This window comes from Paenibacillus sp. FSL P4-0127 (assembly GCF_038007325.1).
GTDB classification, from domain to species: Bacteria; Bacillota; Bacilli; order Paenibacillales; family Paenibacillaceae; genus Fontibacillus; species Fontibacillus macerans.
Genome location: NZ_JBBOWY010000001.1, coordinates 4,421,467 through 4,447,701, shown reverse-complemented (window position 1 = coordinate 4,447,701; position 26,235 = coordinate 4,421,467). Strand labels below are relative to the sequence as shown.

At 53.5% G+C, this 26,235-nt stretch carries 26 protein-coding genes and 1 riboswitch; of the genes, 20 read left to right on the top strand and 6 right to left on the bottom strand.

Going from position 1 to position 26,235, the window contains the following annotated elements; genetic code table 11:
• Positions 1-42: 42 nt before the first annotated feature.
• Together glgB and glgA are read left to right on the top strand one after the other, a co-directional pair.
• Positions 43-1,965, top strand: coding sequence for a 1,4-alpha-glucan branching protein GlgB (gene glgB, locus NYE74_RS20110; RefSeq protein ID WP_341005141.1), 1,923 nt, complete (start codon positions 43-45; stop codon positions 1,963-1,965).
• Positions 1,962-3,398, top strand: a complete 1,437-nt coding sequence (glgA, locus tag NYE74_RS20105; protein WP_213510367.1) for a glycogen synthase GlgA — start codon at positions 1,962-1,964, stop codon at positions 3,396-3,398. The genes glgB and glgA overlap by 4 nt, the downstream gene beginning before the upstream one ends.
• Positions 3,399-3,414: 16 nt before the next feature.
• On the opposite strand, the gene NYE74_RS20100 is transcribed toward glgA, so the two are convergent.
• Entirely contained in the window at positions 3,415-5,160 is a 1,746-nt protein-coding gene (locus NYE74_RS20100; protein WP_115311187.1) for an alpha-glycosidase, read from the bottom strand.
• A 188-nt stretch (positions 5,161-5,348) separates the two neighbouring features.
• Between NYE74_RS20100 and NYE74_RS33355 the strand changes: the two genes are divergently transcribed.
• From NYE74_RS33355 to NYE74_RS20070, 7 genes are all read left to right on the top strand, one after another.
• Positions 5,349-5,393, top strand: coding sequence for an erythromycin resistance leader peptide (locus NYE74_RS33355; RefSeq protein ID WP_115311283.1), 45 nt, complete (start codon positions 5,349-5,351; stop codon positions 5,391-5,393).
• 257 nt (positions 5,394-5,650) lie between these two features.
• On the top strand, positions 5,651-6,496 hold the full coding sequence (erm, locus tag NYE74_RS20095; protein ID WP_036623056.1) for a 23S ribosomal RNA methyltransferase Erm: 846 nt from the start codon (positions 5,651-5,653) through the stop codon (positions 6,494-6,496).
• Positions 6,497-6,669: 173 nt separating this feature from the next.
• A complete protein-coding gene (locus tag NYE74_RS20090; RefSeq protein ID WP_036623055.1) occupies positions 6,670-7,524 on the top strand; it encodes a transporter substrate-binding domain-containing protein in 855 nt (284 codons plus the stop codon).
• A 98-nt stretch (positions 7,525-7,622) separates the two neighbouring features.
• Positions 7,623-8,285: an amino acid ABC transporter permease gene (locus tag NYE74_RS20085; RefSeq protein WP_036623054.1), complete on the top strand. Its 663-nt coding sequence runs from the start codon at positions 7,623-7,625 to the stop codon at positions 8,283-8,285.
• Positions 8,272-8,994, top strand: coding sequence for an amino acid ABC transporter ATP-binding protein (locus NYE74_RS20080; RefSeq protein ID WP_036623053.1), 723 nt, complete (start codon positions 8,272-8,274; stop codon positions 8,992-8,994). Before NYE74_RS20085 ends, NYE74_RS20080 begins: the two co-directional genes overlap by 14 nt.
• A 583-nt stretch (positions 8,995-9,577) precedes the next feature.
• The gene (locus NYE74_RS20075) at positions 9,578-10,492 is read left to right on the top strand and encodes a transposase (RefSeq protein WP_051985447.1); all 915 of its coding nucleotides are present in this window, start codon (positions 9,578-9,580) and stop codon (positions 10,490-10,492) included.
• A gap of 473 nt (positions 10,493-10,965) precedes the next feature.
• A riboswitch (cyclic di-AMP (ydaO/yuaA leader) is annotated at positions 10,966-11,141 on the top strand.
• Positions 11,142-11,146: 5 nt separating this feature from the next.
• Positions 11,147-11,842, top strand: coding sequence for a 3D domain-containing protein (locus NYE74_RS20070; RefSeq protein ID WP_036623051.1), 696 nt, complete (start codon positions 11,147-11,149; stop codon positions 11,840-11,842).
• A 79-nt stretch (positions 11,843-11,921) separates the two neighbouring features.
• Here NYE74_RS20070 and NYE74_RS20065 read toward each other — a convergent pair whose 3' ends face one another.
• A complete protein-coding gene (locus tag NYE74_RS20065) occupies positions 11,922-12,752 on the bottom strand; it encodes a polysaccharide deacetylase family protein (protein ID WP_227872758.1) in 831 nt (276 codons plus the stop codon).
• A 151-nt stretch (positions 12,753-12,903) separates the two neighbouring features.
• On the opposite strand from NYE74_RS20065, the gene NYE74_RS20060 reads away from it, so the two are divergent.
• Genes NYE74_RS20060 through mobB form a run of 5 tightly spaced genes read left to right on the top strand, consistent with a single transcriptional unit; the run spans position 12,904 to position 16,697 of the window.
• On the top strand, positions 12,904-13,599 hold the full coding sequence (locus NYE74_RS20060) for a dihydroorotate dehydrogenase electron transfer subunit (RefSeq protein WP_036623050.1): 696 nt from the start codon (positions 12,904-12,906) through the stop codon (positions 13,597-13,599).
• The gene (locus NYE74_RS20055) at positions 13,596-14,534 is read left to right on the top strand and encodes a dihydroorotate dehydrogenase (protein WP_036623048.1); all 939 of its coding nucleotides are present in this window, start codon (positions 13,596-13,598) and stop codon (positions 14,532-14,534) included. Before NYE74_RS20060 ends, NYE74_RS20055 begins: the two co-directional genes overlap by 4 nt.
• Before the next feature lie 35 nt (positions 14,535-14,569).
• A complete protein-coding gene (gene lpdD, locus NYE74_RS20050; RefSeq protein ID WP_036623046.1) occupies positions 14,570-14,899 on the top strand; it encodes a prenylated flavin chaperone LpdD in 330 nt (109 codons plus the stop codon).
• Entirely contained in the window at positions 14,896-16,167 is a 1,272-nt protein-coding gene (locus tag NYE74_RS20045; RefSeq protein WP_036623045.1) for a molybdopterin molybdotransferase MoeA, read from the top strand. The genes lpdD and NYE74_RS20045 overlap by 4 nt, the downstream gene beginning before the upstream one ends.
• Before the next feature lie 26 nt (positions 16,168-16,193).
• Positions 16,194-16,697 (top strand): molybdopterin-guanine dinucleotide biosynthesis protein B, encoded by a 504-nt coding sequence (mobB, locus tag NYE74_RS20040; RefSeq protein WP_036623044.1) that lies wholly within the window; start codon positions 16,194-16,196, stop codon positions 16,695-16,697.
• Between the two features lie 71 nt (positions 16,698-16,768).
• On the opposite strand, the gene xerS is transcribed toward mobB, so the two are convergent.
• The 3 genes from xerS to NYE74_RS20025 form a co-directional block, all read right to left on the bottom strand.
• Positions 16,769-17,857, bottom strand: coding sequence for a tyrosine recombinase XerS (gene xerS, locus NYE74_RS20035; protein ID WP_124332135.1), 1,089 nt, complete (start codon positions 17,855-17,857; stop codon positions 16,769-16,771).
• Entirely contained in the window at positions 17,854-18,528 is a 675-nt protein-coding gene (locus NYE74_RS20030; protein WP_036623040.1) for a spermine/spermidine synthase domain-containing protein, read from the bottom strand. Before NYE74_RS20030 ends, xerS begins: the two co-directional genes overlap by 4 nt.
• A 78-nt stretch (positions 18,529-18,606) precedes the next feature.
• The gene (locus NYE74_RS20025; RefSeq protein WP_036623039.1) at positions 18,607-19,053 is read right to left on the bottom strand and encodes a MarR family winged helix-turn-helix transcriptional regulator; all 447 of its coding nucleotides are present in this window, start codon (positions 19,051-19,053) and stop codon (positions 18,607-18,609) included.
• 172 nt (positions 19,054-19,225) lie between these two features.
• On the opposite strand from NYE74_RS20025, the gene NYE74_RS20020 reads away from it, so the two are divergent.
• Together NYE74_RS20020 and NYE74_RS20015 are read left to right on the top strand one after the other, a co-directional pair.
• On the top strand, positions 19,226-19,681 hold the full coding sequence (locus tag NYE74_RS20020) for a CBS domain-containing protein (RefSeq protein ID WP_036623038.1): 456 nt from the start codon (positions 19,226-19,228) through the stop codon (positions 19,679-19,681).
• Between the two features lie 17 nt (positions 19,682-19,698).
• Positions 19,699-20,949 carry an MFS transporter gene (locus tag NYE74_RS20015; protein ID WP_036623036.1) on the top strand — a complete coding sequence of 417 codons (1,251 nt, stop codon included), beginning with the start codon at positions 19,699-19,701 and terminating at the stop codon, positions 20,947-20,949.
• Between the two features lie 542 nt (positions 20,950-21,491).
• Here NYE74_RS20015 and NYE74_RS20010 read toward each other — a convergent pair.
• Positions 21,492-22,418 (bottom strand): L-lactate dehydrogenase, encoded by a 927-nt coding sequence (locus NYE74_RS20010; protein ID WP_115311186.1) that lies wholly within the window; start codon positions 22,416-22,418, stop codon positions 21,492-21,494.
• Between the two features lie 359 nt (positions 22,419-22,777).
• On the opposite strand from NYE74_RS20010, the gene NYE74_RS20005 reads away from it, so the two are divergent.
• The 4 genes from NYE74_RS20005 to NYE74_RS19990 all read left to right on the top strand — a co-directional run bounded on the left by NYE74_RS20005 (position 22,778) and on the right by NYE74_RS19990 (position 26,123).
• Positions 22,778-23,746 carry a polysaccharide deacetylase family protein gene (locus NYE74_RS20005; RefSeq protein ID WP_036623032.1) on the top strand — a complete coding sequence of 323 codons (969 nt, stop codon included), beginning with the start codon at positions 22,778-22,780 and terminating at the stop codon, positions 23,744-23,746.
• Between the two features lie 75 nt (positions 23,747-23,821).
• Complete coding sequence (locus NYE74_RS20000; RefSeq protein WP_036623031.1) at positions 23,822-25,117, top strand: hypothetical protein; 1,296 nt, start codon at positions 23,822-23,824, stop codon at positions 25,115-25,117.
• A 192-nt stretch (positions 25,118-25,309) separates the two neighbouring features.
• Positions 25,310-25,501 carry a hypothetical protein gene (locus tag NYE74_RS19995; RefSeq protein ID WP_036623029.1) on the top strand — a complete coding sequence of 64 codons (192 nt, stop codon included), beginning with the start codon at positions 25,310-25,312 and terminating at the stop codon, positions 25,499-25,501.
• Between the two features lie 202 nt (positions 25,502-25,703).
• Positions 25,704-26,123: a DUF2500 domain-containing protein gene (locus NYE74_RS19990; RefSeq protein ID WP_036623027.1), complete on the top strand. Its 420-nt coding sequence runs from the start codon at positions 25,704-25,706 to the stop codon at positions 26,121-26,123.
• Positions 26,124-26,235 lie beyond the last annotated feature (112 nt).

The window sequence follows — 26,235 nt, the reverse complement described above, 5'->3', positions numbered from 1 at the left end:
TGCTTGAGTTTCGTCCGCAAAATGCTGAATGGTGGTGATGATATGTCCGAACCGTCCTGGGCTCAGGCCGTTTCGAAAACCGATGTTTATCTGTTTCATGAGGGCACCTTGTACCAAAGCTACCGTACGTTTGGCGCGCACCTCACCGAAGAGAACGGACGGCCCGGCGTTCGTTTTACCGTATGGGCTCCCAATGCATGCCAAGTCTCCATCGTTTCGGATTGGAACGGATGGAGAGGAGGCCGCGATGTACTATATAAGATACCCGATTCGGGAATTTGGACTCGTTTTTTTCCGGGAATCGATGATGGAACATTTTACAAATTGGCGATTGCGGCAGCGGACGGCACAACGTTTCTAAAGGCGGACCCCTACGCGTTTCACGCGGAAGTCCGGCCTCAAACCGCTTCGGTCGTCGCCCGTCTGGACGGATATGACTGGGGGGACGCAGCATGGACGGAAAGCAGGAAGCCCCCGTACCAAAAGCCGATCAGCATTTACGAGATCCATTTCGGAACATGGCGGCAGGCGGAAGCGGGCCGGTTTTACACCTACCGTGAGATGGCGGACCTCCTGATTCCGTACGTCAAGGAAATGGGATACACCCATTTAGAGATTATGCCGCTCGCCGAGCATCCATACGATCTATCTTGGGGGTATCAGGCGACCGGTTATTTTGCCCCGACCAGCCGTTACGGGAAACCGCAGGACTTGATGTATTTTGTGGATCGCTGCCACCAGGCGGGCATCGGCGTTTTGCTCGACTGGGTGCCGGGGCATTTTGCCAAGGACGCGCATGGCCTGCGGCGGTTCGACGGAACGCCCCTGTTTGAATACGGCGACCCCGCCAAAGCCGAAAAAACGGGATGGGGGACGCTCAGCTTCGATTTCGGCAAGCCGGAGGTGCGGTCGTTTTTAATTTCGAACGCTTTGTATTGGCTGGAGATGTACCATTTCGACGGGCTGCGGGTGGACGCGGTGACCAGCATGCTGCGGCTCGATTTCGAAAAAAGCGATGCCCCGCGAAACGAATACGGGGGCGTGGAAAATTTGGAAGCGATCAAATTTTTGCGGCAGTTGAATACGATCGTATTCCGTTATTTCCCGCACGCGCTGATGATGGCCGAAGAGTCCAGCGCCTGGCCGATGGTTACGGCTCCTGCCCATGACGGGGGGCTTGGCTTCAACTATAAATGGAATATGGGCTGGATGAACGATACGCTGGATTACATAGAGACGCCGTTTGCGGACCGCCCCGGGCGCCATCATCTGCTGACGTTCCCGGTGTGGTACGCCTATTCCGAAAATTACGCGCTGCCTTTGTCGCATGACGAGGTTGTGCATGGGAAAAAATCGCTGCTGGACAAAATGCCAGGCGAATATGAACAAAAGTTTGCCGGACTTCGCCTGCTGCTTGGGTATCAGTTCACTTTTCCAGGGAAAAAACTGATATTTATGGGCGGCGAATTCGGCCAATTCATCGAATGGCGGGATCAGGCCGAGCTCGACTGGTTTCTGCTCGATTACGAAGCCCACCGTCTGATGCGCGGGTACAGCGCCGCCCTTAACCGCTTTTATTTGCGGGAGCCGGCGTTGTGGCAGCTCGATCACGAACCGGACGGGTATCAATGGATTAACCCGCATGATGCCGGGCAAAGCGTCATAGGTTATATGCGCAAAGGCAAACGCAAAGAGGATCAGCTGCTTGTGCTGTTCAATTTTCAGCCGGCGGAGCGGCCCGTGTACCGCGTCGGCGTTCCGCTGCCGGGGCGGTACGAGCTCGTGTTCAACAGCGATGACGCCGGTTTCGGCGGTTCCGGTTATCCGCTTAAGCCGGTGGCGGCCGGCGAACGATTGTCTTGGCATGAACAGCCTTATAGCCTGGTTCTTTCGCTTCCCCCGCTGAGCATGACGGTGTGGAAGCGTAAAGTTTCGCCCAAACCGAAAAGGAGGGGAAGACGTTGAACATCTGCTTTGCCGCCGCGGAAGCGGCCCCATTTATAAAAACGGGAGGTCTGGCCGACGTCATTGGAGCGCTGCCGAAAGCTTTGACCGCCGCCGGGCATGATGTGCGGATCGTGCTTCCGAAATACCGGGAAATCCCCGGGGAGTATACGGAGCGCATGAAGCATCTCGGAGCGGTAACCGTCCCCGTAGGCTGGCGCCGCCAGTACGGGGGCGTGGAAGCCCTGAATTGGGAAGGCGTGCCGGTCTATTTTATCGACAACGAATATTACTTTGGCCGGGAAGGCGTTTATGGCCATTGGGACGACGGCGAGCGCTTCGCCTTTTTGAACCGGGCGGTGCTGGAAATTTTGCCGCTGATCGGATTCGTCCCCGACGTCATTCACTGCCATGACTGGCACACGGCGATGGTGCCGCTGCTGCTTAGGGAGCATTATCAAGACAGCCCGTTCCATCAAGGCATCCGGACCGTTTACACCGTTCACAATTTGCTGTACCAGGGGATATTTCCGCCCGAAGTGCTTGGCGATTTACTTGGACTGCCGAAGTCTTACCTGCATGCGGACGCCGTGGAATATTACGGCAATGTCAGCTTTATGAAGGCCGGGCTCGTGTTCGCCGATCATGTGACGACGGTCAGCCCGACCTATGCGGAGGAGATTAAAACGGAGCATTACGGCTACGGCATGGACGGTCTGCTGCGGTCGCTGGGAAGCCGGCTCACCGGCATCGTGAACGGGATTGACACGAGCGTCTACAATCCCGAAACCGATCTTGAGCTGTTTGCCCGCTACCGCAACAACCTCTCGCAAAAGCAGGCCAACAAGCCCGTGCTTCAACAGGAGCTCGGGCTGAATGTAGCGCCGCATATCCCGCTGGTTTCGATGATCACCCGGCTTGTGGAGCCGAAGGGACTCGATCTCGTCATCCGGGTTTTGGACGAATGGCTGGAAGGGGACGAGGTTCAATTCGCCCTTCTGGGCACAGGCGATCATGGATATGAGGATTGGTTCCGGGAAGCCGCTCACAGACATCCCGGTAAAATGTCCGCCCAGATCAAATTCAACGACGCGCTGGCGCGCCGCATGTACGCCGGCAGCGATCTGTTTCTCATGCCTTCGCGGTTCGAGCCCTGCGGCATCAGCCAGCTCCTCGCGCTTAGGTACGGGGCTGTGCCCGTCGTGCGGGAAACGGGCGGGTTAAACGATACGGTGCGGGCCTATAACGAATTTACCGGCGAAGGGAACGGGTTTACGTTCCGCAATTACAACGCGCACGATATGCTGTACACGCTGCGCAGAGCGGCCGGCTTTTACCGCGATCCTAAGCGCTGGAGCCAAATCGCGGCGAACGCGTTCGCCGGGGATTACAGCTGGAGCGCTTCGGCCGCCCGGTATGCCGATATTTACCGGACGATAAAGGCGAATGATTGAGTTTGCTTCTTCCGGTTCATTTTAAACGCCGGTACAAAATGCGGAAGCCGTAGGGGTCGAGCGATACGTTCATGACCCCGCCCGCGGGCGCGACCGGCTCTTCGGTAAGGCCGTCGCGCCAATCGCTTGTCTGCATCGGATGGGTTAAAGTTCGCGGTTCGGGCGTATTGTTCATCCAGACCGTAAAATGCATGAGCTCGTCCATGCGTTCATAAATGATGCACGGATCCCCGTGTTCGGCATGAAGAAAACGGAAACGTCCCTGCCGCAGCGCGATATGTTTTTTGCGGAGCGCGATCATCAATTTGTAGAAGTCGTACAGCTCCCGGTCCTGCTTGCTGCGGTCCCATTCCATGCATTTGCGGCAATCCGGGTCCCCCTCGCCGGTCAGGCCGATCTCATCGCCGTAAAACACGCACGGCGTCCCGATGTACGTAAACAAAAACACGACGCAAAGCTTCAGTTTGCGCTTGTCGCCGCCGACCCGGGTCAGCAGGCGGGGGGTGTCGTGGCTGCACAGCATGTTGAACACGACTTCGTTCGTTTGCTGGGGATAACGCATAATCAGGGCACCCATTTCATCGGAAAACGCGCAGCCGTCCATCCCGCCGTTAAAAAATTCCAGCACCTTGTCGGCAAACGGATAATTCATGACCGAATCGAATTGATCCCCAAGCAGCCAATTGAGCGAATCGCTCCAAACCTCGCCGATCAGGTAGGCGTCCGGGTTGGCCTTTTTGACGACCTGGCGGAATTCGCGCCAAAAATGATGGTCGATTTCGTTGGCCACATCAAGCCGCCAGCCGTCCAGTTTGATCTCTTTGATCCAGTACTCGGCGACGCCAAGCAAATATTCCTTCAGCCGGGGGTTGGCGGTGTTGAATTTAGGCATTTTCGGAAAAAAACCGAACGTATCGTACGTAGGAAATCCGTTTTCCACGCGGGCCGGGAACTGGTTGACATGGAACCAGTCGGCGTATGGAGAAGCGGCCCCGTTCTTCAGCACGTCCTGAAACGGCGGAAACTGCTCGCCGCAATGGTTGAACACGGCGTCAAGCACGACGCGGATGCCCCGTTCGTGGCAGCATTCGACGACCTTTTTCAGCAGCGCATTGTCGCCGAAGTGCGGGTCGACCTTTTTGTAATCCATCGTATCGTATTTGTGATTGGAGGGCGCGGCAAACAGAGGCGTGAAATAGATAGCCGTGATGCCGAGGTCGACCAGATCGTCGAGATGGTCAAGGACGCCCTGCAGATCGCCGCCGAAGTAATTTTCCCGGGTCGGCTTTCCGCCCCAGGCCTCAACGGGTTTCGGATCGTTGGACGGATCCCCGTTGGCGAACCGCTCCGGCATAATTTGATAAAAGACCGCCTGTTTGGCCCATTCCGGGACTTTAAACACCTCGATCTCGTGGATATACGGGAATTCGAACAACTCGCCGGGAGGGGTCGGCTCCTCCGTTTGAATCCCCGAATCCTGCATGTATACCGTTTCGGCTCCGGCTACCAGTTTAAAGGCGTACGACAGTCGCTTGAATCTTGGCCGGACCGACACCTCCCAATAGTCGAACATCCGGTCATGCGCCGCTTTTTCCATCGCCAGCTCCTGATAGGTGCCTTTCCAGTCGTATTTGTCGCCCGTCAGGGCGAAAACCCGCTCCACATCATCCCGTTTCGTGCGGATGCGAAGATGAATCGTTGCCGGGTCGTAGGCGTAGGCCCACTTGTCCCGGGGGACATGATAAAGCGCTTCAAGCAGCACGGGGCGACGCCTCCTTTTTCTCATCGAGTATTGGTTTCATGGTCCCATTATTCCCAAACTTTCCGCGGAGCATGAACCGGGGGTGACAGGTTAGCCGGTCGAGAAGGGCCGGTATACTTGACTTTTATTTAATGGCCTTATATAATCTGCATTGTAATTTTAAAAACTTTAAGGAGGATTATTAAAAAGTGACACAATCGATAAGACTTCGTTTCCCAACTTTGAACCGTTAATTTAATACGTTCAAAGGCTCCGTTTGTGTATACGGAGTAAACGGGATAAGTCTGTCCTTTTTTAATAATCCTCATTTGCGCATAGAAATATGTAATTATGCAGAAAGGCAGCTCACTTTGCCTTTCTTTTTTATTTTTATTTGGCGACAGCTTTCTTCAGCTAACCCTCTAATTCGAATTAGGATGGGTCTTCTTCCCTTTACTCTGATCACAGGCGGATTGCCTGTGATTTTTTTATTGCGAAAGGTGGAGATCATATGACCAAAAGAAAGCATAAGTACAGTGGAAGAAAGCTAAGCCGCGGGGAGCCTCCCAATTTTTCCGGACAGCATTTAATGCACAATAAAAAGTTGCTTTATGAAATTGTGGATCGGGCAAAGGTCGGAGGTGAAGACACGGTTTTAGAGCTGGGAGCCGGAAAGGGCGCTTTGACGACGGTGCTGAATCAACAAGCCAAAAAGGTATTGGCGGTAGAATATGATGCCCGATTTGTCGAGATCCTCAAGGAGAAAACGGCAAATCAGCCCAATACCATCGTGATTCATCAAGATATTATGAAAATCCGTTTGCCAAAAGAAAAGTTTATTGTTGTCTCCAATATTCCGTATTCGATCACAACGCCCATTATGAAGCTGCTGCTGAACAATCCTGCAAGCGGTTTGCAAAGGGGCATCATCATCATGGAAAAGGGAGCGGCCAGGCGCTTCACCGCAAAATTCATGAAAAATTCTTATGTTCTAGTTTGGAAAATGTGGTTTGATATTCGTTTTGTCAAAGCAATATCGAGAGATGATTTCTCTCCGCCGCCAAGTGTGGACTCGGCCATGGTAATGATCACTCGAAAACGGGCACCTGTATTACCGCAAAAAGGCTACAGCGTTTTTCTCGGGCTTGCCGAATATGCGCTCAAGCAACCGGAATCCCCGATTGAGTTTGCTTTTCGCGGAATTTTCACACCGCCGCAAATGAAGCTATTGCGGAGAAAGCTGAACATCGAAAATGAAAAACCTGTCGGTACGCTCAATGAAGAGCAATGGGGGATTGTTTATCAAACCATGGTTCAATATGTACCGTACCATAAATGGCCGAGAGTAAAGCGGTGATAATTGACCAAAGTATTATAATTGGAGGGGCGCTGGCAGAGCGGAGGCCGGATATGTGTGAAAATCTGATGAATGGCACGAAAATCCTTTGCATATATATACAAACTGATTTATAATTAGCCCAGTAATGATCACGTTATTAATTTGTGAAGAAAAGGACAGGAGAGAGACGAATGAAAAAATGGGGCATATTACTAACAGCTGTCTTGATGCTGACTTTCGTGTTGGCGGCCTGCGGACAGGAAAAAAATAACGGCGCGGGTCAGGCCGGCAACAAGGCCGGTCAAACGACGCAAAACGGTGCACAAGCGGCCGAACCCGACACGAACGAAACGGACAAAACATTAACGATTGGCATGAGCGCGGATTTCCCGCCGTACGAGTTCCATATTAAAAACGAGCAGGGCGAGGATGAAATCGTCGGCTTCGATGTCGAGATCGCCAAAGAAATCGCCAAAGACATGGGCGCGAAGCTGGAGATTAAGGATTTGAAGTTCGACTCCCTGCTTAACGAGCTGGCGAGCGGCCGGGTAGATTTGGTTATCTCGGGTTTAAGTCCGACGCCGGAGCGCGCTAAGCAAATCGATATGTCGAAAATTTACTATAAAGCCGAACAGGCGGTAGTCACCCGCGAGGCGGATAAAGACAAATTCGCCACCATGGAATCGCTGGAGGGCGCTAAGATCGGCGTGCAGCAGGGTTCTATCCAGGAAGAAATGGCTAAGAAAATTCCGAACGCCAAACTGACTTCGCTGGCCAAAATCAGCGATATCGTCATGCAGCTTAATACCAACCGCGTCGATGCGGCGATACTGGAAGGCCCTGTAGCGAAATCGTTCGTCAAGAACGTCAAAGGGATTGTCATTACCGACGCTACACCGGAAAACGAAGACGAAGGTTACGTGATCGGCGTGAAGAAAGGCAACAAGGAGCTGTTGGATCAGGTGAATTCCACGCTGGACCGCTTGATTGCCGACGGCAGCATCGATAAGTTCGTCACCGAAGCGAGTGAACTGGCTGAGAAATAATGGCGGATTGCAACCTGCAGAAAATAGCGAAGCCCATTTCGCTATTTTCTGTTTTTTTGCGTAAGGGTTTGAGGTAAACGAGGAGGAATGAAGGCTTTATGAATTTGATTTCGATGTTTATGGAATACCGAAGTTATTTTCTCGCCGGTGTGCAGTATACGCTGCTGCTGGCGGCGATCAGCGTGGTCTGCGGCTTTTTCCTGGGGCTGATCATCGCACTCTTGCGCATGTCTCCTTGGGGGATCGTGCGTTTTCTCGGCCATGCCTGGGTGGAATTCTTGCGCGGCACGCCGATGATGGTGCAGCTGCTGATCATTCACTATGGGTTTGCGTTTATGTTCGACATCAACTTTTCGCCGATCCAGTCCGGGGCGATTACACTGTCGATCAACAGTTCGGCTTATTTGGCGGAAATATTCCGCGCCGGCATCCAAGGCGTGGACCGCGGGCAAGGGGAGGCCGCACGATCGCTTGGGATGACCAAGGGAATGGCGATGCGGCATATCATCATCCCCCAAGCGATCAAATCGGTGCTTCCCGCGATCGGCAACGAATTCATCACGATCATCAAAGAATCGTCCATTGTATCGATCATCGGGACGGCCGAGCTGATTTTCCAGGCGCAATCGGTCGTGACCATTACGTACGACGGCATGACGCCGTACCTGATCATCGCGATCATGTACTTTATTTTGACATTTACGCTGTCCCGTATTTTGGGCGTGTTCGAAAGGAAGTTGAAGACCAGTGATCACCGTTAAAGGTTTGCATAAAAAATTCGGCCAATTGCACATTTTGAAGGGGATCGACCTGGAGATTTCCAAAGGCGAAGTCGTCGTCGTCATCGGCCCCAGCGGCTCGGGGAAAAGTACGTTTCTGCGCTGTCTGAACCTGCTCGAGGTTCCGACGGAAGGCGAAATCCGGTTTGAAGGCGAATCGATTACCGGGAAGGGCCACAACATCAACAAAACCCGGGAGAAAATGGGCATGGTGTTTCAACATTTCAACCTGTTCCCGCACAAAACGGTGATCGACAACATTACGTTGGCTCCGGTTCGCGTGAAAAAAATGGAGAAAAGCTCAGCGGAGAAGATCGCCGTTGAACTGCTGCGGACGGTCGGACTGGAGGATAAGCGGAACGCGTATCCTGCCCAACTATCCGGCGGACAGAAGCAGCGGATCGCGATCGCCCGCGCGCTGGCGATGGAGCCGCACGTCATGCTGTTTGACGAGCCTACTTCGGCGCTTGACCCGGAAATGGTCGGCGAGGTGCTGGACGTGATGAAGAGCCTGGCGGAACGGGGGATGACGATGGTCATCGTCACCCATGAAATGGGCTTTGCCCGCGAGGTCGGCGACCGCATCCTGTTCATGGATCAGGGCGTGATTCTCGAGCAGGGGACGCCGCAGCAGGTGTTTGGCGCGCCGCAGCACCAGCGCACGAAGGATTTTTTAAGCAAAGTGCTGTAGTGCCTTTAAGCTAGTATCCTCATATGTTTTTATTTCACTTCACCATATTTTTTCTTCTGATATCAAGTGAACTCCTCTTAATTTAGCAGAATCCTGCTTTCGAGGAGTTCACTTTTAATTCGTAAACTCGACCTCGTTTTCTCTATTCAAGGCGTCTATATATGAAATGCTGTTACCTCAGCTCAAGACCAGTCGAAAGATCAATGCTGAAGGCCACTTCAGAAGTTTTTTAGCTCAAAAATCGAGATCGGTGCTTGAAGAAATAAATGATGACTTTGGCTCTATTGATTCCAGGATGACGGACTGAGGTGGCTGTCTATAGCGTTTGTGTCTTGGTGTTCCTGCCTTGGTGTTCCTGCCTGCTGCCTGCCTTTGCACGATTATCCCCTTCTTTCAGGAGCAGGGAGCAGGGGGTGGGGGTTAGAGCAAGGGTTCCAAAAAAGAGAGAACAAAAAAACAAAAAAAGGGGGAAAAAATGAGGCGGTTCAGGTGAGATTTTTGGCTTGATAAGAGAACGCGTGTTTGGTATAATGAAATAAATGGAATTTATGTTCGTGTATTCTTGATTCGGGGGCGAGCGAATATGGAAGTCAATACGGAAACGGAACTTCAACCATTCAGCAGCCGTTTTAACAGCGAGCAGGACTGCATGGAGGCGCTGATCGCGATGAAGTGGCCAAGCGGCTTCGTCTGCCCGCGCTGCGCTTACACCCGGTGCAGCCGTCTGTCTTCCCGGCATATCCCTTTGTTCGAGTGCGGAAAGTGCAAGCATCAAACATCTCCTTTGGTCGGCACGATTTTTGAAGGAACGCATCTGCCCTTGCTCAAGTGGTTCGAGGCCCTGGATTTATTCCTGCTCCCGGGCGGCATCTCGGCGCTGCGGCTGAGCAAGGTGATCCGGGTCACCTACAAAACCGCCTGGTCGATGCTGCACAAAATACGTCATGCCGTGGGGGAGTTCGATGCCCGGGAGCTGCTCTCCGGAGACGTGAAGGTGAACAGCGATCAGTATGGGCGTAATCCGTCCCGGTGTCAGCTTTCGCATCCGTACGCCTCGGCGGTCGTAGCGGGATGCACGGTCACGGAGTCGGGCGAGCCGGAGCAGGTCAAAATCCGCCTGGTGCCGCATAAGCGGGGAGGCGAAAAGAGGGCAAACCGTCGCGATCTAACCGTGTTTATTGGCGGGCATGTGGATGTCCGTACATCGGCGGTGCAGTTGTTCTCTCAGGCCTTTCGGCTATATGCGCCCTTGCGGAGAGTGGTGAGAGAGGCGTGGGAATCGCTGAAGGGTACGTATGGAGCCTTGGGACTGAAGCATCTGCAGGCGTACCTGAACGAATACACCATACGCCGCCGGCTGCGCCTGTCCGGAGGACTGCCCGGAGCGGAAGAAACGCTGCGGCAGAAGTTGCTGCGCATGTGTGTGGCAATTCCGGCGATTCCTTACCGCCGGCTGATCGCACGCCAACCGAATCAGTCCCTTGCGGCTGCAGCCTGATAGAAATGATTGAACGCTACGGACATTGCACAAACGGATTCAGACTGCAGCAAGATCACGGTTTTTTCTTTTTTTCCGTTGTCTTGCCCCATTCTCCCGTCAGGTCTGCTTCACTTCACTTCTCCTAAACCTTCTTTTCCCGAACCTGGCTAATGATCTATGAACAGATTTATTGATCTCGAACATATCTGCTTTTCCCAAGCATATCTGCTTCTCCCGAACAACACATCTTCTTCTCTGCTTCCTGATCAAACGGGATAATCGTGCAAAGCCGTCCGGACAGCGGATGTTAATCTGCCGACCACCCCACCGGCCTTCCCTTTCCTCAAGATTGGCTAGAAGCTTGTTTGTACGTTACAACATGATGAGTTGTTACTTTTTTTACATGATTCCATAAATAAATAATAGCGGCAGAATGCGGGTTTGCGCGTTTTGGATACTATTTCCTGTCCAATTGGTTACAAAATTGTGATATATTCAGATAGCCAAAACCTGCCTCGGCAGGTGCGGGGGATGATTCAGCGAATAACGGAACGTTAAACGAAACGTGACCGGTTTTCTTGGGGTGAAGCGCTCGCATTGGGCGCCGGGGATAATCCTTTTTCCCGAATCCGACAACTAACTCCGCAGGCGTATAAAAGGAGGAAGAACAGCATGAAAAATCTCTTATTCTCGAAGATTGCAAAAACAACGTTGGTAGCCGCAAGTTTGGCGGCGGTTTTACAGACGGTACCTGTGCACGCGGATGCGGTACATACGACGGAAGAAGGAGATACCTTCTATCTGTTGGCCAAAAAGTACGGAGTCGGCTTGGAGCAATTGATGAACGCCAATCAGGGGATTGATCCCGGCAATATATACGAGGGGCTGAAGTTGATGATTCCGGAAATGGAGGCTCCCGAAGCGAAAGCAGCGGCGCCGGAATCGAACCAGGCTCCCGCGGCAAAGACGATGAAAGCCGACGCGGTGTCGGGGCCGACCGTATTGCCGTCGGACAAAGTCGTCGAAGCCTGGGGCAAAACGTTTAATTATTCCCATACGATTCAGGTGAAAGCATCGGCATACTCGGCGGCCGCCGACGAAAACGGAAAATGGGGCGCGGTCGATTATTTCGGAAACCCGTTAAAGCTGGGCACGATCGCCGTCGACCCGGACGTGATTCCGATGGGAACGAAGGTACTGGTCACCGGATATAATCATGATGGCTTGCCGAAGCAGGCGTTTGTGGCCACGGCCAGCGATCAGGGGGGCGCGATCAAAGGCAACCGCATCGACATCTTCATTCCCGGCAGCGTCAAATCCGTCGAATCGTTCGGGTTTCAGGATGTCACCCTGTACGTGTTGAAGTAAATTCGTTTGCTTATATGTAGATCCAGTAAAGAAAGTGCGAGCGCTAGACCATTGGGTCTGATGCTCGCGCTTTTCTTTTTTATCTATACTTCGCCGTATTTAGCAATTCGGCCAAATCGACAAACTGGTAACCTTTGTCCCGCAGCGTTTGGATAATGTCCGGCAAAGCTTGGATCGTACCGTTTAAATTGGATCCTACTCCGCCGCCGGCATGAAAAAGAACGATCGAACCGGGCTCTATGGCGCCGAGCACGTTGTTTTCGACCTTGGATTTGTTCAGCCCTTTCCAATCCAGCGAATCCACGTTCCAGTTGACGATGGTGTAGCCGTTTTGCTTTGCCCATTTAATTTGCGGCTCCCGGATTTCGCCGTAAGGAGGACGGATCAGCTTGGGCCGGTACCCGGCGGTTTGCTGAATGATTTTTTCCGTACGCAAAATTTCCGTTTGAAATTGCTTGAGCGACCGTTTTCCGAAATTCGGGTGGCCAAAGGAGTGATTGCCGATCAGGTGGCCTTCCCGGCGTATCCGTTTTACCAGGGCAGGGAATTTTTTGGCCCGGTTGCCGACAATAAAAAAGGTCGCCTTCACACCTTCCTTCTGTAAAATGTTTAAAATTTGCGGTGTAAATCTCGGATCCGGCCCGTCGTCAAACGTCAGCGCCACTTGCTTGACCTCAGGTCCGCGAAATTTGAACGTTTCGGAATATTTGCGCCGAAGCTCGCTTAAATCGGCCGGCTTCGGTTTGGCGTCCGCCCGGGCGGCTTGAGCTTTTGCTTCCTTGTCGCCGGGCTGCAGCGCAGCAGCCGCAACGCGGGACGTTTCGGAAGAAACCGATACGACGGGCATGCTGCCCCCGATTACTGCGAGAATGAAAACGGAAATCAGGAAGTTTCTGAACAGGGTAGTCAACATTTTTCCTCCTTCGTCCGGGTACTGTTATGATTTGGTATGCCCATCTTTAACGGGATTTATAAAGACACAATTATGAAAAACATCACAGACGTTCTTCCCGAAAAATTGCATCCTTTGATGAAGCAGACGTAAGGAAGAGGTGGATTTGATGGCTATCGTGGTAAGCAACAGGCGGGTTGCCGATGACGTGTTTTTATTGACGGCGGAAGGCAGCTTTGCCGGGAAAATGGGCCAGTTTTATATGCTCCGCGCCGGCGAACGGTATCCATTGCTGTCGCGGCCGATCAGCATTTTCGATTTGACGGAGGACCGGATCGGATTTTTGTACCGGATTGCCGGGGAAGGAACCAGCCTGATCTCTCAGCTGAAGCCTGGCGATCCGCTCCGGATGGAAGGGCCTTTCGGCAACGGCTTTCCCTCGCTAACGGGAAAAACGGCATTCATCGGCGGCGGCATCGGTATCGCCCCGTTTTATTTTGCCCTCAAAACGGCGCCACAGGCTGACGTATATCTCGGCTTCAGCCGGGAAGCGTACATGGTCGAAGAGTTTCGCCAGGCATCCGCGGGCCGGACTATCGTTGATGTGGGCGGTTCGATACTCGACCGCGCCGATTTTGACGCTTATGACACAATCATCGCCTGCGGGCCGCATTCGATGCTGCAAGCCGTGCAGCAAAAGCAGGCAAGCGCGGGAAGCCGGGCCAAAGTGTACGTGTCTTTGGAAAACCGGATGGCCTGCGGCATCGGCGCTTGCTTGGTGTGCAGCGTGAAATGCCGGGACGGCCGGAAAAAGGCGTGTACGGACGGCCCCATTTTTCCGGTGGAGGAGGTGGTTTTTGCATGAGCGGGATCGATTTGTCCTGTGCCATCGCCGGGGTTTCCTTTAAGAATCCGGTCGTTATGGCCTCCGGTACGTTTGGTTTCGGGCGGGAGTACGGTGCGCTGTACGATATCAACAAGCTTGGAGGGATCAGCGGCAAAGGCTTGACCCTCCGTCCAAAGGCGGGAAACGACGGCCTGCGCGCGGCCGAAACGCCTTCCGGAATGCTCAACAGCGTAGGCTTGGAAAATCCCGGCGTCGCTGCTTTTCTCCGCGATGAATGTCCGTATTGGGAAACGCTCGATTTGGCGCGTATCGTAAATTTGGGCGGGAACACGCTCGAGGAATACGCGGAGGGCGCGCGCTTGATCGATGAGGACGCCGCCTGGCGCAAGCGGGAGGGACGTCAGGCGGTCGACATGATCGAATTAAACATCTCGTGCCCCAACGTCAAGGAGGGCGGGATGGCCTACGGGATCAAAACGGAGATCGCCCGCGGCGTCGTCCGCGAGGTGCGCGCGGCCACGAAGCTGCCGCTGATCGTCAAGCTGTCGCCGAACGCCGAAGACATTGCCGGGATGGCCGTAATGTGCCAGGAGGAGGGCGCCGACGGGGTTTCGCTGGTCAATACGTTTTCGGCAATGAAAATCGACATTTACCGGCGGCGCAGCGTCTTCGACAACCTGTACGCCGGATTGTCGGGGCCGGCGATCAAGCCGATCGCATTAAGGATGGTCCACCAGGTGTGCCGGGCCGTTACGATTCCGGTGATGGGCATGGGCGGTATCGGCAGCGCCGGGGATATCATCGAGTTTATTATGGCGGGAGCGGCCGTTGTGCAGGTGGGGACCTACAATTTCGTGCAGCCGTGCGCGGGCGAGCAACTGGTTGCCGGGCTGACCGAGTTTATGCGCTCGGAAGGCATCCGAAATTTGGACGAAATCCGCGGAATCCTTTAAAATGTGGTTATACATGGAGAAAAGGAGGCTGCGGCATGTTGACATTTGACGACATCAAGCTGGAGGCGATTCCGATGGGGCGCGATTTGCTGCTCACGATCGGCGGCGGCGAGGTCCATATCGGCGCGGCGTCCACCGCTTACGCGGCGGAAGGGGGCGTTACCGTGCAAACCTCGGCCGTTCCCGGCCACAAAGAGCACACGCTAAGCGAGGATTTCGCCCGCCGCGCCGCCGCGGCGCTGAATCGGACGGTGACCGTGGTCATGGGAATCCATTACGATGATTTAAGCAAGGCGGAAATTTTGGCCGTTTCGCAAAAAGCCTCCGCTTTACTGGATGATTATTTGCAGGAGGTTAAAAAATGACTACCGATTCGCAGCAAGACAAATTTCGCCGCAAAGCGCTGCAGGTTCCGGACGCGCAGGGACGGATTCTGCCTTATGCCCGGCGCCTGCCGGCAGAAACCGTAGCGCTGCCGGACGCGCAAGGACGGATTTTGGCCGAACGTGTGACAGCCCCCCATCCGTATCCGCATTTTCGCCGGTCGGGGATGGACGGCTTTGCCATCCTCAGCCGGGATACGCAGGGCTGCGGCGCGAACCGCCCGGCTCTGCTGGAGGTGGTGGACGAGATCCCCTGCGGCTCTCTGCCTTCCGTACCGCTCGCGCCGGGAACGGCGGCGCGGATTATGACCGGGGCGAAGGTGCCGGACGAAGCCGACGCTGTGGTCATGTTTGAAATGACCGAGACGATCCGGCAGGACGGCAAAACGTATATCCGGCTCATTCGGGAGATCGACCCGGGCAAGAATATTACTCCCGTCGGGCTGGAGCTTGCCGCGGGAGAGGTCATTTTGGAGCCCGGGCGCAAGGTGGGGGCCGGAGAAATTTCCGTGCTCGCAACGTTTGGGATCGACCGGGTGCCTGTCGTAAGAAAGCCGCGGATCGCGGTTTTTTCCACCGGTTCGGAGCTGCTGGCTATAAGCGAACCGCTGCAGGACGGAAGAATTCGCAACAGCAATGCGTACATGCTGGCCAGTCAGATTAAGGACGCGGGTGCGGAGCCGTTTATGCTGGAGGCGATTCCCGACGATCTGGAGCTGGCCCGCCAGCGGGTGCGGGCGGCGTTTGCCGATTACGATGCGGTGATCACCACCGGGGGCGTTTCCGTCGGCGATTTCGACATTATGGCCGATCTTGTGTCCGGCGGCGAGGTGGAAATGCTGTTCAACAAAGTGACGATGCGTCCCGGCAGCGTGACGACTGCCGCCGTGAAGGACGGGAACCTGCTGTTCGCGTTATCCGGTAATCCCGGCGCCTGCTTTGTTGGCTTCGAGCTGTTCGTGCGCCCGGCGATCGGCCGGATGCTTGGCGTTTTGCAGCCGTTTTTGCCGGAAATGACGGCGGAGCTAGGCCGGCCATACAAGAAAATCAACAACTTTACCCGATTCGTCCGGGGGAGGCTGGAAGCGCGCGAGGGCAAGCTTTACGCTTATCCGGCCGAGCTTGACGAATCGGGCGTGATGATCACGATTAAGGACAGCGATGCGCTGATTGTCATTCCTCCTTCCGGCGAAGCGAGGGAAGCCGGGGAAATGGTCACCGTGCTGAAGCTTCCGGGCGCTTCTCTTTGAGCGCTTTGGACAAGGAGGTTAACGAAATGGCGCCGATCATCCAAATCGTCGGCTATAAAAACAGCGGTAAAACAACGTTAATAGCCCGTCTTGTGGAGATGTTTCATGCCATGAATCTTCGCGTTGCCGTCATCAAGCATGATGTCCACGGCTTCGAGGTCGACCGGGAAGGGACCGATACATACCGCCACCGCCAGGCCGGCGCTTCCGCCGCCGCCATCGTCTCGCCATGGCGCACGGCGATCGTGGAGGAGCGGGAAACGCCGCTGGCGGACTTGATCGGGCATTTTCAGGCGTATGATCTTATTATTATTGAAGGCTTCAAGCGCGAGCCTTATCCGAAAATGGTGTTCATCCGCTCCGCCGAGGACGAGCATCTGCTGACGGAGCTCGGCGGGGTTTGCGCCGCGGTGTACAGGGAAGAGGCTCTCCCCGATCCGGACAAGCCGCCGCGGCCTGGACTTCGCTGCTTTGAGCGGAACGATGTGGACGGGATATTGTCGTTTCTGAAGCAAAATGTCCTAGTCTAAGCAAAAAGGACTTCTCAGCATAAAATGCGGGGGAGTCCTTTTTCGCGTACGGCGGCCGGCAGACGGATTTTTTACGATCCGCCGCTGATCCGGCGCTCGATTGCTTCGGACATCGTTTTGTCGGTGAGATGGGCGTAAACCTCAGTCGTTTCCGTCGAGGCGTGTCCGAGCTGCTCTTTCGTTTTATAGATGTCGTTTTGCAAATAATAGTCCGTCGCAAAGGAGTGGCGGAGCTTGTGCACGGTCAGATAAGGTTTGCCGAACCGCTTGGCGTATTTGATGATCATCGCCTGGATGGCCCGCTTTGTCATCCGCTTGCCTTCCTTTTGCCCGTTGGGGACGGCGACGAACAGCGCTTTTTCCCGTTTCGGCGTGCGGTAACGCGTTTGCCGCAGCGTTAAATAATGAGCGAGATCGTCTTTGGATTGCTCGCGGAAATAGACCGGCGTTTTGAACGTTTCGTCATTGTTCCCTTTGCGGTACACATAAACGAGCTTGTTGTTCAAGTCCAGGTCGTCGACGTTCAGGTTCACGACCTCGGACACCCGCAGCCCCGAATTCAGGATCAGGCTGGCGATGCAGGCGTCGCGTTCTTTATTTTGCTCGTAAGCGTAAAGCGCCTGCTTATTTCCTTCGATATCGTGACCGTAGCCTTCGGCGATGTAGCCGATAAATTCGAGCAGCTCGTCCTCCTCAAGGATTTTCCCCTTCAGCTTGGCCGCCGTATCCTTCGGCTTGTGGATGCGTTTGATCTCTACCTTGGCCATAATGTTGCGTTTCAGCAGCGGGTAAAAATTTTCATCCTCGGCGATCTGGCTTAAATAATGGAACAGGGAGCGAAGGGACGACATCTTGCGCGATACCGTGATTTTCGAATTCATCCCATCGGTCCGGGTCGTCAAGTGCAAGCGGTAGCCGACCACATCTTCCATGCGCAGCGTCTCCAGATCGGTCAGCGAAATTTCCTTGTTGGTTTCGGCCTTCGTCAACCCTTCGGCCCGCAGCCAGCCGAAAAACTGCTCATAGTCCCGAACGTATTCCAGGAGCGTGGAAGGAGACAGGTCGGGCAGCTTATAATCGATAAACTGCTGTACAAACCAGGGCATAAGCGGCGTTTTTTCGTCCAGCTTTTTACGGTCGATCGTTTTCTGAACATTCACTGGCCGGCACCTCCAGCCCGCACCAGAAACACATAATCCGGATCGCGGTGGCTTTGCGGGACTTTGCGGATTTCCACATTCCCGAAAAAAGCGTTCAGCCGCCCGGCGAACTCCGGAGAGGGGGTGGCGCTCCAAAAAGTAATGCAGCCGTCCGGGTTGATCCGCGCGCCCAAAGCTTGCAGTCCCCGGTTATCGTACAGCGACGCGTTGCCGTCGAACACTTTCCAGTCCGGGCCGTTATCGATATCGAGGCAAATCAGGTCAAACGTTTCGTCGGTCTCCCGAATCCAGGCGATCAGATCGGCGTGCACCAGCCTGGTTTTCGGATGACGTAAGGCATAATCGGAAACGGGGGCCAGGACGGTGCGGTTCCATTCGATTACCTTCGTCTCGATTTCGACGACCGTAACCTCCCGTACCCGCGGGTCCGAGAGCGCTTCCTGCAGCGAAAAGCCGACGCCCAAACCGCCGATCAGCACTTTGCCGGGAGCCTTCGCTTGCTCCAGGGCGCGGCGCACCAGCAGACGTTCCGATTCTCCGTTATAGGTGGCCATCAGAAACGTGCCGTTGCTGATGATTTCATAAAATTCGCCGCGCCGTTGCAGTTGGATTTCCCCGCGCGGAGTAGAGGCGCGTTCGATGATTTCGGCGGGATGATGGGTATCGTTCATCAATAACTACCTCCCATTTAGTTAACATAACAATAATTATGTACAGTTTTTGCGTTTGCTGTGGTTCGATTGGACTCTTTAGCTCTCATTCGATTTGGAATGATCGAGCAGGGCTTGGTTGAATCTTTCCAAATACCGCCCGAAGTGCCGGGCATCCTCGTCGGACCAGTCTTTGAGCAGTTCGCTGATCCGGTTTAACCGGCCCAGCTTGTAAGCAAGATATTCCGTGGTTCCAAGCTCCGTGATTTCCAAAAAATAGGCCCGGCGGTCTTCGGGATCGGGCGTGCGCTTGACGTAGCCTTTCTGCTCCAGGGCGGCGGTCTGCCGGCTAACGGTGGAGATATCCAGCTGAAATTCGTCGGCCAACGCCTTGACGCCGATGGAGCCGAAGGAGCGGATGTGATGCAGCAGCAAATAGGCGGAACGATCGAGGTTGCCGTTTTTTTTCGCCGCGGTCACGAAGGTCATCCGGCGGTATAAGATGGCGATTTCCAACTCGATGGTTTCCAGGGAAGTTTGATCCATATCATGAATACCTCACAGCTTTTTAATATAATTTTATCGTAACATATCGACTAGAGAATTTGAAATGAAACCAGGCGGGGCAAGACTTGGGAGGGAGGCGGAAGCCCGCCCGTAACCTTGACAAAACAACAAGTAGTTGTATAATACAATTATATGGATTAGGGGGATTGGCATGCAAGCGCATGAAATGATGATCAAGCAGGTCTACAAAGTGAAGGAAAGCGATACGGTCCGTTCGGTGATTGAAAGGTTCATCGAGCATCGGATCAGCGGGCTGCCCGTCGTGAACGAACGAAACGAAATCGTTTCATATATCAGCGACGGGGACATCATGCGCTACATCGGCAAACATCGCGACGTTGTCGTTGACTCGATCTATTATGTGGCCGTCTTCAAAGGGGATCAGGAAGCTTACGAGGAAAGAGCGCGAAGATTGCTGGATCTCAACGTGATGGAAATCGGCAAAAAGAAAGTCATTAAAGTTTCATGGGATGAAGAAATTGAGAACATTGCGGCGATATTGGGGAAAAAGCAAATCAAAAAGCTTCCCGTCGAGCGTAATGGGGTGCTCGTGGGCATCATCAGCCGCGGGGATGTCATCCGGCATTCCTTCAAATCTTTAATGTAAGACGAAAGGAAGATTATATGTCATCATCTACATCATCGGCCAAAACCGCGCCGCTAAGCGGTACATCAAGCCATTTGGAGCTTGGGGAACCAAGCTTGCTGAAACAACCTAAGTCCGTATGGGCTGTTTTTTTTGCCTCGATCATCGCCTTTATGGGTCTTGGTCTCGTCGATCCGATCCTTCCGGCGATTTCCGCAAGCCTGAACGCTACGCCCAGCCAGGTTACCCTACTGTTTACGAGCTATAACGCCGTCATGGCGGTGGCCATGCTGATTACGGGGGCGATTTCGTCCCGCATCGGCATCAAATGGACGCTACTGGCCGGCATCGTCGTCATCGCCGTCTTTTCGGCGCTTGGGGGCATGGCCGGCGACGTGTGGACGATCATCGGGCTGCGCGGCGGCTGGGGCCTCGGCAACGCTTTGTTCGTGGCCACCGCGTTATCGGCTATCGTTACGCTGTCAAGCAGCGGCACGGGCAAAGCGGTCATCCTATATGAAGCGGCGGTTGGTCTGGGCATTTCAGTCGGACCGCTGCTCGGGGGCTGGCTTGGCGCCATTTCCTGGAGAGGCCCGTTTCTCGGCGTCGCCTCGCTGATGGTCATCGCATTCATTGGACTCATTTTGCTGATGCCCAAGGAGAACAAAGGGGAGGTCACACGCTCCCGCACCTCGATCCTGGCCCCGTTTAAGGCGATGAAACACCGCCCCCTGGTCGTATTGGGGCTGACCGCTTGCTTTTACAACTTTGGCTTTTTCACGCTGATGGCTTACGCTCCGTTTGTCATGGGACTCGATGAGCACGGGCTGGGTTACGTCTTCCTGGCTTGGGGGATTTTGCTGGCCATCACTTCGGTCGGCACCGCGCCGAAACTGCAGGAAAAATTCGGCACCCTCAAATCGATGTGCGCGATGCTGTTCCTGTTCTCTTTAGTGCTGCTGGCGATGGGCATTTGGACGAATTCACCTTGGGTGATCATCGCCGCCGTTATTTTTGCCGGAGCGCTGCTCGGCAACAACAATACGCTGATCACGACGGCGGTCATGAACGCAGCGCCGATAGAGCGGTCCACCGCGTCCGCCTCCTACAGCTTTCTCCGCTTTTTGGGAGGCGCGGTTGCTCCGTTTTTGGCCGGGAAGCTCGCCGAATGGTACAACCCGCACGTGCCGTTCATCGTCGGAGCCGGGTTCGTCATGCTGGCGGTCGTGTTCATTGCATTAAACCGCAAACATGTGCAGCACGTCGACCAGGTGGAATCGGCGCATTAACCGCCGTATTAGCACCTTGAGATTAATGGCATGAATTAATTTACTTCACTAGATTAACTGTACTGAGGCCCGCTTGCGGGCAGCGATTAGACCTTACGGTTTATCACGCCGCCCTCTAGCGGGGCTTTTGTTTGCTTATAATCAGTGATCAGTCCATTATTGCAGTTCCTTCGGCAGTGCTACCGCCAATAATCGTTTATCCGTTTGGGCCTGCCATTTCGGCGAAAGCAGCGGGACGGAGACGCTTTCCGCCGCATTGTTTTTGGTGGAAGCGGCTGTCGTTGGGGCTGCCTGGACAGCGTCTAAAGAAGCGTCGGAAGTCCAAGACCCGAAGCGAGCAGGGCTGTAGTAAGAATTGTGTTCAGAATAAGCTTTGATTGTGTCAATAGAACCATCTCCTTCATGATTACCGTCTCAGTTAATAAAACGCGGCAGAAGGAGGGAAGTTACTTTAAACAAATGTAATGCAAAATAAAAGCCCAGCCCGCTGTGTTCATTTCAGCGTCTGGGCGTTTTTTACTGTTGGTGCGGAGTTACCGTAATTACAGCTCCAGCTTGGCGATTTCCGATTTCAGCTTGTTGGCCGAAGCTTGGAACTGCGTCAATTCCGCGTCGCCTAGCTGCAAATCGAGCACTTGGCGTACACCGGTGCGATCCACGATGCTCGGTGCGCCGAGATAGACGTCCGAAACTCCGTTGTAATCGGTCAGCAGGGTGGAGACGTTCAGCACGGAACCTTCGTTTTGCAAAATCGACACGATAATCCGGTCCAAAGCCAGCGCGATCGCGTAGGAGGTGGCTCCTTTGGCGTTAATGATTTCATAAGCGGCGTTTTTGGTGCTGTTAAATATCTCCTCGCGCTCTTGTTCGTTGAACTCCAGGCCGATGCCGGCCACGTTCGCCAAGCTCCACAGCGGCACCTCGGAATCGCCGTGCTCCCCGATGATATGCGCGTGAATGCTGCGCGGGTTGATTTTTTTGTTCTGTCCGATCAAATAGCGGAAACGGGCGCTGTCGAGCAGCGTACCGGAGCCGATGACACGGTTCGACGGAAATCCGCTCTTCTTCAAGGTTACGTAAGCGAGGATATCGACCGGGTTGGTAGCTACCAGAATAATGCCATGATTGTTGTACTTCACGATGTTTTGAATAATGCTGTCAAAAATGCCGGCATTGCGCTTAAGCAGGTCGATCCGGGTTTCGCCGGGACGCTGGGAAGCCCCGGCGGCAATGACGATAATATCGGCGTCCGCGCAATCGCTGTAGTCGCCTGCCCATAACTTGACCCCGCCGGTAAACGGCAGGCCGTGATTCATGTCGAGCGCTTCGCCAAGCGCTTTTTCCTTATTCGCATCGATCAGGACGAGCTCGGAAATCCGTTCTCTTAACAGCAGCGTGTACGCCGTCGTCGCCCCCACGGCACCGGTACCGATAATCACGACCCGGCTGGAGCGCAGTTGGGTTTTCATCAAATCATCTCCTTAAAATGTAGATTCCCGTTTAGGATAGATTGCACCGAAGCCAGGCTACTTAACCTTTCCTTCCAACAATCGAAAAATTGCGACATATCGCCCTAAACCGTATGTATCCATCCTCATTGTACATGAAATATCTTAAATTTGAAGAAAAATCTGCAGGATTATTGAAAGTTGATCTGTTTCTATGCATTTGCTGAACAAAAATTAACGTAATAATTATTGTGTTAACTAATGACATTAATTTATAAAATCTGTAATGACTTTGTAACCTTGGATTAACGATTCTGTAAGGACGAATTTCTCATTTTGTATTATGCTAGTAATAATGAAATGAGAGAGGAATTATTCATATGTCGTACATCAACAGAAGCACACAGAAGCATTCCACCCGCACCGCACGCGCGAAGTCCAAGCGGAAAGCAAAAGGGGTTGCGGTTACCGCCGTGGCGCTTTCCGTCGTATCATTAACCTTGTCGGGATTTGCCGTATATTCGTATTTGAAGCAGCATACGGCAAGCTCAATCGTCAAACACTCCACAACGGCTGTCGTGTCCGCTAATCTGGCCGGCAAAAATGAAGGCACTGTCGTCCAGCCGTCGACAAAACCGGAGCCGTCGACACCGGCTGAAACAACTCCGCCTGCCGCCACTCCAACCGACTCAAAAGCTGCGAACTCTGAGCCTGTAAAACAGTCCGCCGTTAAGCAGCCGAAGGTGATCTATTTGACTTTCGACGATGGCCCTAGCAAACATACACAGGAAATCATGGACATTTTAGCCAGATATCAAATTCACGGCACCTTCTTTATGATCGGAAATCAGCTATCCGGCCATGAGCAAACCGTGAAGGATGCGGTTGAAGCCGGCAACTATGTCGGACTGCACAGTATGAGCCACAACAAGAAAAAAATTTATGAGAGCGGAAATTCGGATAACTTCATCAAAGAATTCAAGCAGGAACAAAAGCTGATGGCTAAGATCACCGGAGTTTCGCCAACGCTCATCCGGGCGCCGTACGGCAGCAAACCGGAGATCGGCGAGCAATTCCGCGGCGAAATCGCCGACGCGGGCTTTAAAATGTGGGATTGGACGGTCGATTCCCAGGATTGGCGGTATTCGGGCAACCCCAAGCGTATTTTGAAGGAGGTCAAGCGCCAGGTGCACCGGGATACCGAAGTGATTTTAATGCACGAAAAGGCGCAAACCGTGGAAATCCTTCCGGAGGTTATCGAATATTTGCAGAAAAAAGGGTACGCCTTTGCCGTTTACAAGCCCAATCACCATGTCAGCGTAAATTTTGCCAAAGATAAGCGGCTGTAATCCGGCCCCTGAAGGCTTCGGCCACGTTTATGATATAATAGTTATCAGCATGTGGTTGAAAGTGAGGTTGTCTTTTTGAAATTATGGCGTAATGTTATCGCGGTTTCGCTATCCGTTTGTCTACTGCTGACGGCTTGTACGTCCGAGCGGCCGCCGGAAGCGAATCAGGCGCAGCCGGAGCCGCCGGAAGAAAAAGGGCAGACGCTCACCGTCATTAATCCCTCTTCCTCCGAGAGTCTGAGAGCGGAAGCCGCCGTGCCCTCGGAGGATAAGAACAACCAATATCAAATTCAAACGCGACTAACCGATTTTCAGTTGCTAAGCACGACTACCGGGTTGGCCTGGGGGCGTACTCAAAGCGAGCTGAGACTTTATCTTACTCGAGACAACGGGCAGACCTGGACGAATATTTCCCCGGCCGCTTCGGTGCAGTTTCCAAGCACGCCGCGTTTCGGCAAAGACATTTTTTTTATCGATCCGATGCATGGCTGGATTGTACTTAATGCCTCCGGTCTGGATGACGCGATCGTCTTAAGAACGGATGACGGCGGCGTCACTTGGAAAGTCTCTTCATTTCCGGGAGCGGACCAGGTCGAGGGGATTTATTTTTCGAACGAGTCCGCAGGTTGGATATTGGCCAGCAAAACGAGCGAAACGGGAAGTATTGAAATCGTGCTATACGCGACGGACGACGGGGGAGCTACATTTGATCCGATTATGGGAGCTCCGGACCCGAACAGCTTTACGCTGGAGCGGCCGGCGAGCGCCGGTCTGGGGAAGGGGACCCCGGTATCGATGGCGTTCATTGATCGGTTTAGAGGCCTCGTCAGCGAGATTGAAGCAGGACAACCCGCCCTGTACACGACCGGGAACGGGGGCGAAACCTGGGCGAAAAAGAAAGGCTTTTTTGATCCGTCAAAGTTCAAGACTTGCGAGCGGTTTAGCATCGGCAATGTCTCTCTTTTCGAAGACGGCAGTTCAGCCTGGGTCCCAGTCGGCTGCACTCGCGATGAAGCCACCAAGTTTAACGGCTACTTTACCCAAGATGCCGGAGCCACCTGGACGATGGTTCCTTTCAATTTATTTTGGCAGACCGGGTTTAATGAGGAATTGACCCCTACCTTTTTGACGCGCAACGAAGGCTGGACGATTATGGGCTCGACCGCTTACTATACTTCGGATCAAGGAAATCATTGGACGCCATTGCCGCGAAGCCCGAAACTGGTTGATATTATGGCCGATTATCCGGAAGTGGTGAAGCTGCAGTTCTTTTCCTCCAGAGTAGGCTGGCTGCTCGTGGCCAAAGAAGATCAGAAACGTTCGCTGCTGCTGCAGACCAGAGACGGGGGGACGAGCTGGCATGTGCTGTAAGTCTGTCCGCGCCTGGGGCAACGCGAATATTCAATAGGAAAAAGTATGGCGGCCCGGCCATGCTTTTTTATTTTACAGAGTTTGTGAAAATAATCACATAATAAAATCCGACATTGTGATATATTTAACTTGTAAGAGAAACAGCAGCAAACTGGAGCGGTGCTCCAAATTTGATGGCAGGAGTGAATAGTGATGAAAACGACGACGCAAGACACGGTAACCCGCAATTATCTCCAATTTTGCTACACCTGCGAAGACGCTCATTTATGCACGACCGAAGATGTGTGCCGGGCTTGCTGGGCGGAAAAGGGGCTTTTGGATAACGAACCTGAAGCCGACGGCGTCGAAGAAACCCGCCAATTGCTGTTTGAATATTATGCTTGATTCATTTTCGCCAGCAGGCAAGTATGACTAAACCTCCGGTTCGATTTAAGAGCCGGAGATTTTTTATGATTTTGTGGGACAAGGGTGTCATAATTTACGCTGCAGGTGAATAACAAGTTTTAAATTAAGCGGCATATACTTAGGAAAGAAAGGGGAGGGACAAAAGAAGCAGGCCATTGCCTCTATGGAAGGAGGGCGAACCATGCAGTCATGGGTGGAAATGTTTGAGATGATGGAAACCGCGCTGCCGATCCTGCTCGTTGTGCTCACGGCGATTGTTGTAATTTCATCGGCGGGAGGGGCATGGCGCTTTTTCGCCGGCAGCAGGCAGCCCGTACTCAGCGTAAATTCGGTGATCGTCGGGAAGCGGACGGAGGTTTCCCACCGCCATGATACCGAGACAGCGGTCAACCGTTCGGACACGAAATATTATGTTACGTTTGAGGTCGAGAGCGGCGATCGGCTGGAATTTGCCGTCAGTGGCTTGGAATACGGCCAATGCGCGGAAGGGGACGAAGGGAAGCTGACGTTTCAAGGCCGCCGTTACCAAAGCTTTGAACGGGTGCGGAAAACGCAGCGGACGGAAGTGGAGGGGTTCCGGAAATACCGCAGTACGCTTTAGCCTTTAAATCAGACGAGGAAAGGAAGTCGCCAGGTTGAACGGAAATACGTTAAATAAAAACAGAAGCAAACGGAGCGCCTTTAACTTAGGTACTCGCGTTCGCTTCTGTTTT